Here is a 12,135-nt window from a genome sequence, read left to right on the forward strand (position 1 = left end):
GGCGACGAGCCGTCAGAACAACGAGCTGATCCCCAGGTGCGGGTCGATCCAGCCATCGTAGATCATCTTGCCGGCGACATAGAGGATCACCACGAGGCCCAGGTAGGCGATCCAGCGGTAGCGTTCGATATAGCGGGCAATGAAGTTCGCCGCCACGCCCATCAGGACCACCGAAAGCAGCAAGCCGACGATGAGGATGCCGGGGTGCGCGCGCGCCGCGCCGGCGACGGCGAGCACGTTGTCTAGGCTCATCGACACGTCGGCGATCGCCACCGCCCATGCGGCACCGGCGAAGCTCTTGGCGGCACGCACGCCGCTGTCCTCGTCACCCTCGATCTCCGGCGAGCCTGCGCTTTCGCCGCCGTGGTGAAGTTCACGCCAGAATTTCCAGGCCACCCACAGCAGCAGCAATCCGCCCGCGAAGATCAGCCCGACGATGCCCAGCAGCCAGGTGACCATCAAGGCGAAGGCGATGCGCAGGACCAGCGCTGCGCCGATGCCGATCAGGATCACCTTCTTGCGATCCGCCACCGGCAGGCCGGCCGCCAATGCGCCGACAACGATGGCATTGTCGCCGGCCAGCAGGAGGTCGATCATCAGAACCTGGCCGAAGGCGGCCAACGCCGCCGGCTCGGTGATGTTCGAGAAATCGGCAACGATGTGCTGCCAGATTTCGGCCGGGCCACCCAGGGAAGCCGCAGCGACAAGCGTTACAAGGATAGTCAAGCCTCAATACCCCGGTTACTGGTTCATCGTCGCGAAGAAGTCCTCGTTGGTCTTGGAATCCTTCATCTTGTCGAGCAGGAACTCCATCGCATCGATCGTGCCCATCTGCATGAGGATCCGGCGAAGCACCCACATCTTGCTGAGCTGGTCCTTCGGAACCAGCAGTTCTTCCTTGCGGGTGCCAGACTTTCCGACATCGAGTGCCGGGAAGATGCGCTTGTCGGAAACCTTGCGATCCAGCACGATTTCCGAATTGCCGGTGCCCTTGAATTCTTCGAAGATCACTTCGTCCATGCGGCTGCCGGTATCGATCAGGGCGGTGGCGATGATCGATAGCGAACCGCCCTCCTCGATGTTGCGGGCGGCGCCGAAGAAGCGCTTCGGGCGCTGCAACGCGTTGGCGTCGACACCGCCGGTCAGGACTTTGCCGGAACTGGGCACCACGGTGTTGTAGGCGCGGCCGAGGCGGGTGATCGAATCGAGCAGGATGACCACGTCGCGCTTGTGCTCGACAAGGCGCTTGGCCTTCTCGATCACCATTTCGGCGACCTGGACGTGGCGCTGCGCCGGTTCGTCGAAAGTCGAGGATATGACCTCGCCCTTCACCGAGCGCTGCATGTCGGTGACTTCCTCCGGACGCTCATCGACCAGCAGCACCAGCAGGAAGACTTCCGGATGGTTGTCGGTAATGGCCTTGGCGATGTTCTGCAGCAGCACGGTCTTGCCCGTGCGCGGCGGCGCCACGATCAGCGCGCGCTGGCCTTTGCCCTGCGGGCTGATGAGATCGATCACGCGCGCCGACTTGTCCTTGACGGTGGGATCGCTGGTATCGAGCTTGAGCCGCTCGTCGGGATAGAGCGGCGTCAGGTTGTCGAAATTGACGCGGTGGCGCACCACGTCGGGATCATCGTAGTTGACGCTGATGAGCTTGGTGATCGCGAAGTAACGCTCGCCGTCCTTGGGTGCGCGGATTTCGCCTTCCACGGTATCGCCGGTACGCAGGCCCCATTTGCGAACCTGGTTCGGCGAGACGTAGATATCGTCGGGCCCGGCGAGATAGTTCGCCTCCGGGCTGCGCAGGAAACCGAAGCCGTCGGTAAGCACTTCGATCGTGCCCTGGCCGATGATTTCCTCGCCATCCTCGGCCACTTCCTTGAGGATGCCGAACATCAGGTCCTGCCGGCGCATGGTGGAAGCGCCTTCGACGCCGAGTTCCTCCGCCATTTCGACCAGTTCGGCCGATGATTTCTTCTTGAGTTCTTTCAGGTGCATTTTGTGGATTCCGGATGGAAATTGAGAAGCGACCGGCGGATCGGTGGGCTTGGGGAAAGCAGATCCGGGCATGCGAACGGGCGTCGCAGCCCTGTGCCGGAACAGCGCTTCAGATAAGCGCTGGCGGGCCTGGGGTCAACGTATCATCTGCGGGACGACGGCTGAGCGGGCCCGACGGAATTCTTGCGATCATAACAGGAAGGCCGGCCACGCTCCGTGAAGAGCGAAGCCCAAGCTGGGGAGCCGTCTACCCTGGACGGAATCGTTCACATCCACCGCTGCTGCCGCAGCCGGCGCTTCGGCGCGAGGGAATACTTTTCCGGCAGTCCGGACGGCATCGTTGGCGATGCCGTCCGGACTGCCGGGGCAAATATCCCCGCGCCCGGCCTTCAGGCCAGCGCCGCCTGCAGCGCGTCGACCAGGTCGGTGCGCTCCCAGGGGAACAGGTCGCCTTCCGGCCGGCGGCCGAAGTGACCATAAGCAGCGGTCTGGCCATAGATCGGCTTGTTGAGACCCAGGCCCGTGCGGATGCCACGCGGCGTCAGGCCGCCGAGGCGATCCTTCGCGACCCTGGCGATAGCCGCTTCGAGCACGTCGTCGGCGACAGTGCCGGTGTCATGCGTGTTGACGTAGAGCGAAAGCGGTTCGGACACGCCGATCGCGTAGGACACCTGGATCGTGCAGCGCTTGGCAAGACCGGCGGCGACCACGTTCTTGGCCAGATAACGCGTGACGTAGGCGGCCGAGCGATCGACCTTGGTCGGATCCTTGCCGGAAAAGGCACCGCCGCCATGCGGGGCCGCGCCGCCATACGTGTCGACGATGATCTTGCGGCCGGTTAGGCCGGCATCGCCGTCGGGGCCACCGATCACGAAGGAACCAGTGGGGTTGATGTGGAACTTCGTCTCATCGGTGACGAAACCTTCGGGCAGGATCTCGGTCACGACCTCGCGCACGTAGTCCCGGAGTTCGGCTTCCTGCTCGCCGGTGTCGTAGCCTTCCTGATGCTGGGTCGAGACGACGATGGCGGTCGCGGCGACCGGCTTGCCGTCGTGGAAGCGCAGCGTGACCTGGCTCTTGGCATCAGGCTCTAGGAAAGGCGCGGCGCCCGAGTGACGGTCGTCGGCGAGACGCTGGAGGATTTTATGGCTGTAATCGAGCGTGGCCGGCATCAGGTCGGGCGTCTCGTCGCAGGCATAGCCGAACATGATGCCCTGGTCGCCCGCACCTTCGTCCTTGTTGCCCGAGGCGTCCACGCCTTGCGCGATATGCGCGGACTGACCGTGCAACCGGTTGATGAACTCGAAAGTTTCCCAATGGAAGCCATCCTGCGCATAACCGATCTTCTTCACAACCGCGCGCACCGTCCGCTCGATCTCATCGAGGGCGCCCGGCGCCCATTCACCATTTTCGTAGACGCCCTTACAGCGAATCTCGCCCGCCAGAACCACCAGCTGCGTGGTCGTGAGCGTTTCGCAGGCGACCCGCGCCTCCGGGTCCTTGGACAGGAACAAATCGACGACAGCGTCGGAAATCTGGTCCGAAACCTTGTCGGGGTGGCCTTCGGAGACGCTTTCGGAAGTGAAGACGTAATCGCTGCGCATAGGAGACATCCGTCATATAAAGGAATCTTTATGTGACGGATGTCTAGCGATGCCGACGGCCGAGCGCAACCATGGAAAAGGCCCCGAGCAAAAGCAGTGCGGCGAAGGCCAGCGGCAGGGCGTTGCCGTAACGGGCGAACGCGGTCGGCTCGTGCGGCGGCGGAATGCGACCATCGATGCGGCCGGCGGTGTGGCGGGCCAGCGCGGCGCGAACGATACCGTCCGCATCGACCACCGCGCTGATGCCGGTCGTGGTCGAACGCACGATCGGCAGACCTTCCTCGATCGCCCTGAGGCGCGCTTGCGCAAGGTGCTGCGGCGGCCCCCAGGCCCCGAACCAGCCATCGTTGGAAGGATTGTAGATATAATCGGGACGGTTCATCGGATCGACCACTTCACCGCTGAACACGATTTCGTAGCAGATCTGGATACCGGCCTTGCCCCAGGTGCCGAAATCGTAGCTGCGCGGGCCCGGCCCAGGCCAGAAGTCGAGCGCGCCCGCGACCAGCCGCGAGGCACCCAGCGGCTCGAGCAGCCAGCGCAGCGGCAGATACTCTCCATAAGGGACGAGATGGGCTTTGGAATAGCCCGCCAGGATATCGCCGCCACCGTCGATGGCGGTCACCGAATTGCGCGCCGCAATTTCTTCGTCGTTCTTGATGACAAGATCGACCCCGCCCGTGAGCAGCAGGCCGTAAGCACCGATTACCCGGCCGATCCGTTCGCGCGCGATCACCGGGTCGCCGGCATAAGTGTACATCTGGTAGAAATAGTCCGGGTAGCCATCGCGCAAGTAGTCGCCGAGGCCTGATTCGGGCCAGAACACGACGCGCTTCTCGCCCGCGGCGCGCGGCAGCGAAAGGCGTGCCATCTTGATGAAGTTGGCTTCATAGTATCGGGGATCGTCAACGATCTCCTGGCGCAGGTCGGGTTGGATCAGGGTAAAGCGAATCGCCCCCTCCTCGCGCCGCGCCCAGGGGTCTGGCAGAACCATCAGCGCGCTCAGCGCCGCGGCGATGACCAGCACCGGCACCGCCCACAGCCAGCGCCGCATGCCCGCGCGCAAGCAGGTTCCCGGCAACCCGGCCAGCAGGACCAGCAAGCCGGACAGACCGTATGTGCCGATCCAGGGCGTCACCAGGGCCAGGCCGCGTGCATCGAACCGCCCGAGCAGCGCGACGCCCAGCGGGTTCCACGCAAACCCGGTAAAGACCCAGGCCCGCATCCACTCGGTGACGATCCAGGCCGCCGCGAAGGCCAGGACAAGCGCGAGGAACCGGCGCGGCCGCGCGTTCCCGGCGCGAGCCCGGTCCGGACGGATCAGCAACCAGGCCGCAAGCGTCGCCAGTGCCGGGTAGACCGCAAGGTACAAGGAAAGCAGCACGACCGCTATGCCGCCCAGCCAGGCAGGCATGTTCGCCTGATAGGTGAAAGCCGTGGCGATCCAGTTGTTGCCGAGAGTGAAATGGCCGAGCCCGAAACACCAGCCGACCAACAAGGCACCGCGGCCAGTGACGCACCGCGCGACCAGTTCGAGAAGGCAAGCGATGGCCAGTAACGTGAGCGGCCAGAGCGAAAGCGGCTGGAAACCGCAGGCGGCGGCGGCGCCGACGGCGATCGCGGCATTAGCCATTGCCAGGCGCGGGTGGCGCGCAAACAGGTTCAGGGCGTGGGGGAAAGGCACGGGGCGCCGAGGAGATTGCATCGGCGCCGGTTTGTAAGCCCGGCCGGCGGCGACGCAAGCGAAGTCACGCCGCACCGGGCAGGTTGTCGTATCGCGAACCTCGGTATCTTAGCCGTTCACCGCTTCCGGCGCGGCGCCAGCCTCATCGGCGGGCGGGCTGGCCTTGCGAGCCCGGCGGCGGCGCGGCTTTTCTTCCGCGACTTGCTCCTTGTCGGCGGCAGCGCCAGTATCAGCAGCCTTTTCGGCCGGCTTGGCCGAGATCGAGGGCGGCAGGACAGCCGGATCGAAATCGCTGTTCGGCGCTTCCGGCTGACCGGCGTCGCCGCCATCCTCGTCGTGCGAGCCGCGACGCGGCTTGCGCTGCTTGAGGCCCCGTACAACGCGATTACCGCGCACGAAGGGATTTTCGACCGGTTCGTAGACCGGGCGTTCGCCTTCCGCGGCTTCTACGTTATCGTCAGCCGGTTCGCTGCTCTCGACAGGGGCTTCGACCCGTGTCTCACGTTCAACCCGCGGTTCGCGTTCGGGGCGTGGTTCGCGCTCGGGGCGCGAAACGCGATCCATGCCGCCGTTGTCGCCGTAGAAATCGTCATCCGCACCGTAGTCGTCGCCATAGTCCTGCGACCGGTCATCCCGGCGCGGCTGACGCGATTCTTCCTGGCGTTGCTTCTGATCGGCAATGACGCGGAAGTAATGATCTGCGAACTGGAGGTAATACTCCTCCGTTACCCGATCACCATTGAGATGCGCGTCATGCGCCAGCTTCCTGTACTTCTCCAGCAACTGTGGCGCATTGCCGCGAGCCCTGCTGTCGATACGGTTCACTTGCTGGCCGCCCTGTTGGCGATTGTTACCGCGGCCACGCCTGCGGTTATTACCACGATTGTTATTCAAGGATAGATTTCCTCAAAACCCCTGGCATGCGCCCGAACCCTTCAGGCCGGACTGCCGTGCGTTATATGATCCGGCTGGCCCCCCGGCTGCCGAGACTTCCACATCTGCCTGCCGAGGCATTCTTGCCGCGACCGCTTGCAAATGATGGAGACAAACCGGGTATGGGAAATTCCGTCCATAAGCCGGTTCCATGCAATCCTTAGGCATTCCAGAGCCGGATTCCAAGTGAAATCTTACACAGCTCCACTCTTTCCGGCGGAAAAGACAAGAACACGGGGCCGTCCGGCAAGATCGCGATGAAGGTGGGCGGCCAACCCCGCCGCCGCACCGATGGCGCCCACCGGCTCGGCCTGGCGATGCCCGATCTCGACCACGGCAACGCCGCCTGGCGCCAGCAAGGCGGGCAGTTGCGGCACCAGCACGCGGTAGGCATCGAGCCCCTCGGGCCCCGCGAAAAGCGCGCCGTGCGGCTCGTGATCGCGCACGGCAGCTTCCAGCGGCGCATCGTTCTCGACATAGGGAGGGTTCGCCAAGATGAGATCGAAAGGCCCCCCGAGGTCTTCCGACCAGCCCGGCCGGTCCCAGTCGCGCAAGTGGAACGCGGCGCGCCCTTGCATGCCGAGCCGCCCGGCATTGCGCGCAGCCACGGCGAGCGCCTCGGCGCTGCGGTCGATCCCGATACCGACGGCCTGGGGAAACAGGCCAAGCGCGGCGAGCAGCAGCGCGCCGGAGCCGGTCCCGCAGTCGAGCATCCGCGCCGGCGCCCGCGCGGAGAAATACATTCGCGCCGCCTCGATCGCGGTTTCCGAATCGCCACGCGGGATCAGCACCGCCGGGGTCACTTCCAGCTCCAGCCCGTGGAATTCGGCCACCCCCAGAATATAGGCGACCGGCTCATCCGCCAGCCGCCGCGCCATGAGCGCCGCGAAGCGCTGCGGCGCCGAATCGCGCATGTGCCGCAGCAGCAGCGTGGAGCGCGAGACGCCCAGCGCCGCCGCCATCAGCAATTCGGCGTCGAGCCGCGCGGTGGTACTGGCTGGACCGAGCTGTTCGGCGGCCTCGCGAACGGCCTGCGCGACGGTGAGAGGCGGGCTCGCGGCGGCCGAGGCCTCACCCATCGATCGCCGCCAGGCGCTTGGCCTCGTCCTCGGCGATCAGCGCATCGATTAATTCGCCAAGGCCTGGCCCTTCGAGTATCTCGGGCAGGCGGTGCAGGGTGAGGTTGATGCGGTGGTCGGTGACGCGCCCTTGCGGGAAATTGTAGGTGCGGATCCGCTCGGAGCGGTCACCCGATCCGACCATCGCCTTGCGCGCCTCGGCCTCCGCCCCTTGCGCCTCGTCGCGCATCTTTTCGTAAAGGCGCGCGCGCAGGACCTGCATCGCCTTGGCCTTGTTCTTGTGCTGGCTGCGTTCGTCCTGGCAGATCACCACGAGCCCGCTGGGCAAGTGGGTGATGCGCACCGCCGAATCGGTGGTGTTGACATGCTGGCCGCCCGCCCCGCTGGCGCGGTAGATGTCGATCTTGAGATCCTTGTCCTCGATCTGGACGTCGACCTCGCTGGGTTCGGGCAGCACCGCCACGGTCGCCGCCGAAGTATGGATGCGCCCGCCGCTCTCGGTCACGGGCACGCGCTGGACGCGGTGGACGCCGCTCTCGAACTTGAGCTTGGCGAAGACGCCGGTGCCCGCGACATTGGCGACCACTTCCTTGAAACCGCCGAGGTCGTTGGCATTGGCCGAGATCATTTCGACCTTCCAGCCCCGGTCGGCGGCATAGCGTTCGTACATGCGATAGAGATCGGCGGCGAACAGGGCGGCCTCGTCCCCGCCGGTGCCGGCACGGATTTCCAGCATGGCCGGCCGCTGGTCCGCCGAATCGCGCGGCAGCATGGCGACGGAGAGCTTGCGTTCGGCCTCGGGCAGCTCGGCCTTGATCCGCGCCACTTCCTCGGCGGCGAGGGCGCGCATGTCCGGATCGGGATCGTCGAGCTGGTGCAGGTTCTCCAGCTCCTCACGCATGGTCATGACCTGCGCCGCGACCTGCGCCACCGGCTCCAGCTCGGCATAGTCGCGGCTGGCGCTGACGAAGGCATCCCCTTCGAGGGTGCCCGAAGCGAGGCGCGCTTCGAGTTCGGCGAAACGCGCCGCGATCTGGGCGAGGCGCTGGTCGGAGATGGTGCTCACAGGCCGTGCTCTTCCTTGCGGGGGAAGAGAGGGTTCACGCGGAGGCGCGGAGACGCGAAGAGGAAGGGAAAAATGGGCTCACGCAAAGGCGCGAAGGCGCAAAGAGGGCGCGCTGCGCCGCAGGCGCCTTTCACTCGTTCCACGTTGCGCCAAACGAAATGCTGAGAATGGAAAGCGGCTTCGCCGCAAGCGTGTCCCCATTGCGCCTTTGCGCCTTTGCGCGAGTCAATCTTCCTCTCTTCTCTTCTCCGCGTCTCCGCGCCTCTGCGTGAAACTCCCGAAAGGCCCCACGACGCCAAGACCGATGGCCCGAAGCGCGAAATGGACCCTGAAACAAGTTCAGGGTGACAGATCTTGGGGGAATTAGTCGAGACCACGATATGCTCTGGTAAATTCCATGAAGTCATTCATGAGGCTGTCCCGATCCGGCCCGTCCGATCGAACATTTGCCATTTCGCCGAACCCCTTGATCGAGATGATGGCGTCCGCGCCCTTTTTTACCGCCTTGTCAAACCTCTTCCGAAGCGCTCCAGTCGCAAGCAGTTCGCAGCTCCAACCCTTTCGCCGAAGATAAGCAATCGCGCTGATAGCCTTCTGCATTTCAGCGTCATCCTCAAGCACCACGATCACTTGCGCATTGGCGTCTTCCACACTCCCGACCAGCATCGCCAGCCGCTCGATCCCCGCCGCCCAGCCGACCGCGGGGGTCGCGGGCCCGCCGAGCGCTTCCATCAGCCCATCGTAGCGGCCGCCGCCGAGCACCGTGCCTTGCGCGCCCAGCCGGTCCGTCACGAATTCGAACGCGGTGTGCCGGTAATAGTCGAGGCCGCGCACCAGCGAAGGCGCGCGAATCCATGCGACATCCGCCGCGTTGAGGCCGGCAGTCACCGCGCCGAAGAAGTCCTGCGCCTCGCCCGATAGGAAATCGTCGATCCTTGGCGCGTCGGCCACGAAGGCCTTGTCACGCGGGTCCTTGGAATCGAGGATGCGCAGCGGGTTGCGCTCCAGCCGGTCCTGCGAATCCTCGGAAAGCGAAGCCCGGTGGTCGCGGAAGTATTCCACCAGCGCCGTCCGCCAGGCATCGCGGCTTTGCCCGTCGCCCAGCGTGTTGAGCTGCAAGGTCACGCCATCGGCAATGCCCAGTTCCTTGAGCAACTGATCGGCCATCACCAGCAGTTCCACGTCCGCCATCGGCTCGGCCGCGCCGATCACCTCGGCGTCGATCTGGTGGAACTGGCGGTAGCGGCCCTTCTGCGGGCGCTCGTAGCGGAACAGCGGCCCGTGCGTCGCCACCTTGAGCGGGGCGTATTGCTGCCAGCCGTCGGTAAGATAGGCCCGCGCGATGCCGGCGGTGAATTCGGGACGCAGCGTCAGCGAATCGCCGCCGCGATCCTCGAAGCTGTACATCTCCTTCGAGACCACGTCGGTGGTTTCGCCCAGCGAGCGGGAGAACACGGCGGTCTTCTCGAATACCGGCATCTCGACGCGGCGGAAGCGGTAGAGCTTGCGCACGCGCTCGAAGGTCTCGACAACATGCGCGAAAGCCTCCGCATCGGCACCGAAGATGTCCTGCGTTCCGCGAATGGCCTGGGGCGTCGATTGTGGTGTGCTGCTCATGAGGCGCGCGCTTAGCCCGAATGCGCCCGCTGATAAAGTGGCCGCTGGGGAATTGCCCGTCCCGACGGTTGCCAAGACGGGCAACAAGTCTAAACTGGCCCGCAATGAAATACCGGTTTGCCGCCGCGCCGCTCGCCGCCTTCGCCCTCTTGTCAATCCCCGCATCCGCGCAGGACGATCCCGCGCGGACGAAACCGATGGCGCCGGCCCTGCCGCCCGCGGTTCCATCGGCGCGGGATGTTGCCTATCCGGGCACCGTCTCGCTGCGGATCGATGCGCGCGATGTCGATCGCGGGGTCTATCGCGTGACCCAGACTTTCCCCGTGGCCGCGGGCACCCGCCGCCTGACCCTGCTGCAACCGGGCTGGCTGCCGGGCAATCACGCACCCACCGGACCCTTCGCGCTGCTGGCGGACATCCACTTCTTCGCGGACGGCCGGGAAATCCCCTGGGTGCGGGATACCGTGGCGGTCAATGCCTTCCACCTTGATCTGCCGGAAGGGACCAAGGAGGTCGCCGCGCGGTTCGTCCATACCTCTCCGCAGCAGAGCCTGGAGGGGCGGATCACCATGACGCGGGAAATGCTCAACCTGCAATGGGAGAAGATGAGCCTCTATCCGGCCGGCTACTACACGCGCGGCGTGACGGTGAAGCCGGCCGTGGTCTTTCCTTCGGGCTGGACCGTCTTCACCGCGCTGGACGGCATGGCGCGCTCGGCCGACACCGTGACCTGGGACACGACCGACTACGAACGGCTCGTCGATTCGCCGATCTTCGCCGGCGTGAATGCCAAACGCTGGGATCTTGGCCGCGACGTTTTCCTCGATGTCGTGGCCGACGAGCCGGAACTGCTCGCCATAACGCCGGAACATCTCCAGGCCTACCGCAACCTCGTTTCCGAAGCACTGATGACATTCGGCGCGCGGCATTTCGATCACTACGATTTCCTGCTCGCACTGACCAACCGGATGGGCGGCATCGGCCTGGAACACCACCGGTCGAGCGAGAACCAGATGGAGCCCAAGACCTGGACCGACTGGGATGCGATGACGTGGGACCGCAACGTCGTGCCCCACGAATTCGTGCACAGCTGGAACGGCAAGTACCGCCGCCCGGCCGACTTGTGGACGCCCGATTACCAGCAGCCGATGCAGAACACATTGCTGTGGGTTTACGAAGGGCAGACGCAGTTCTGGGGCTACGTGCTGGCCGCGCGCTCGGGCGTGCAGGACAAGCCGGTGATTCTCGGCGCCCTTGCCGGTGCCGCCGCCAAGTATGCCGAAGGCACGCCCGGCCGGGGCTGGCGCTCGGTGGAGGATACCACCGCCGCGCCGATCCTCAACGAGCGCCGTCCGCTCCCCTATGCCTCGCTGACGCGCGGCGAGGATTACTACGTCGAAGGCGCACTGACCTGGCTCGAGGCCGACCAGATCATCCGCCAGGGCACCGGCGGCGCGAAAGGCCTGGACGATTTCGCCAAGGCCTTCTTCGGCCTGCGCGATGGCGACTGGGGCGAACTGACATACGATTTCGATGAAGTGGTGAAGACGTTGAACGCCGTCCATCCCTTCGACTGGGCGAATTTCCTCCGCACCCGCCTTTACCTGACCCGGCAACCCGCGCCGCTCAAGGGCCTGGAAATGGGCGGCTACAAGCTGGTCTGGAAGGACCAGCCCAACCCTTACGACAAGGGCGTTTCCGATTTCCGCAAATCGCTCGACCTCACCTATTCGCTGGGGATCTCGCTGGACGACGACGGGGCGATCACCGCCGTCCTGTGGGACGGTCCGGCCTACAACGCCGGGCTGGCGAACGGCACCAAGATCGTCGCGGTGAACGGCCGTGCCTACGACAAGGACGTAATCAAGGACGCGATCACACGGGCCAAGCCCGGCAACGCCTCCGCCGGCGCTCCGATCGCATTGCTGGTGCGGCGCGGCAACCGCTACCAGACGGTGGAGATCGACTATCACGGCGGGCTGCGCTGGCCCTGGCTGGAAAGCACGACTCCCGGCCAGGCGAATGGATTGGATCGGCTACTGTCGCCTCGACGCAACTAAATTTCGCAATCGTGAGAAGGCTGTTGCGGCGCAATAAAGTGGAGGCTAAGTCGCGCGCATCTTGATCCAACCGGCATCTCTTCACCGTGCCAGT

9 protein-coding genes are annotated in these 12,135 nt (G+C 65.1%); 1 reads left to right on the forward strand and 8 read right to left on the reverse strand.

Features of this window, described 5'->3' with window-relative positions; all coding sequences use genetic code 11:
- Positions 1 to 12 precede the first annotated feature (12 nt).
- The 8 genes from BM052_RS02455 to hisS form a co-directional block, all read right to left on the reverse strand.
- On the reverse strand, positions 13 to 726 hold the full coding sequence (locus tag BM052_RS02455) for a TerC family protein (protein ID WP_091142762.1): 714 nt from the start codon (positions 724 to 726) through the stop codon (positions 13 to 15).
- Positions 727 to 741: 15 nt separating this feature from the next.
- Entirely contained in the window at positions 742 to 1,998 is a 1,257-nt protein-coding gene (rho, locus tag BM052_RS02460) for a transcription termination factor Rho (protein WP_091142764.1), read from the reverse strand.
- Between the two features lie 389 nt (positions 1,999 to 2,387).
- Positions 2,388 to 3,602 (reverse strand): methionine adenosyltransferase, encoded by a 1,215-nt coding sequence (metK, locus tag BM052_RS02465; RefSeq protein ID WP_091142766.1) that lies wholly within the window; start codon positions 3,600 to 3,602, stop codon positions 2,388 to 2,390.
- 43 nt (positions 3,603 to 3,645) lie between these two features.
- Positions 3,646 to 5,307, reverse strand: coding sequence for an apolipoprotein N-acyltransferase (gene lnt / locus BM052_RS02470; protein WP_091143050.1), 1,662 nt, complete (start codon positions 5,305 to 5,307; stop codon positions 3,646 to 3,648).
- 87 nt (positions 5,308 to 5,394) lie between these two features.
- Positions 5,395 to 6,180, reverse strand: coding sequence for a DUF4167 domain-containing protein (locus BM052_RS02475; protein WP_091142769.1), 786 nt, complete (start codon positions 6,178 to 6,180; stop codon positions 5,395 to 5,397).
- A gap of 233 nt (positions 6,181 to 6,413) precedes the next feature.
- Positions 6,414 to 7,298 carry a peptide chain release factor N(5)-glutamine methyltransferase gene (gene prmC / locus BM052_RS02480; protein ID WP_091142771.1) on the reverse strand — a complete coding sequence of 295 codons (885 nt, stop codon included), beginning with the start codon at positions 7,296 to 7,298 and terminating at the stop codon, positions 6,414 to 6,416.
- Positions 7,291 to 8,364, reverse strand: coding sequence for a peptide chain release factor 1 (gene prfA / locus BM052_RS02485; RefSeq protein ID WP_091142774.1), 1,074 nt, complete (start codon positions 8,362 to 8,364; stop codon positions 7,291 to 7,293). Before prfA ends, prmC begins: the two co-directional genes overlap by 8 nt.
- Positions 8,365 to 8,727: 363 nt before the next feature.
- Entirely contained in the window at positions 8,728 to 9,981 is a 1,254-nt protein-coding gene (hisS, locus tag BM052_RS02490; protein WP_091142775.1) for a histidine--tRNA ligase, read from the reverse strand.
- Between the two features lie 104 nt (positions 9,982 to 10,085).
- Between hisS and BM052_RS02495 the strand changes: the two genes are divergently transcribed.
- Positions 10,086 to 12,041, forward strand: a complete 1,956-nt coding sequence (locus BM052_RS02495; RefSeq protein WP_091142778.1) for a M61 family metallopeptidase — start codon at positions 10,086 to 10,088, stop codon at positions 12,039 to 12,041.
- The last annotated feature ends 94 nt before the right edge of the window (positions 12,042 to 12,135 follow it).

Origin of the sequence: Novosphingobium sp. CF614 (assembly GCF_900113255.1) — a bacterium.
Classification (GTDB): Bacteria; Pseudomonadota; Alphaproteobacteria; order Sphingomonadales; family Sphingomonadaceae; genus Novosphingobium.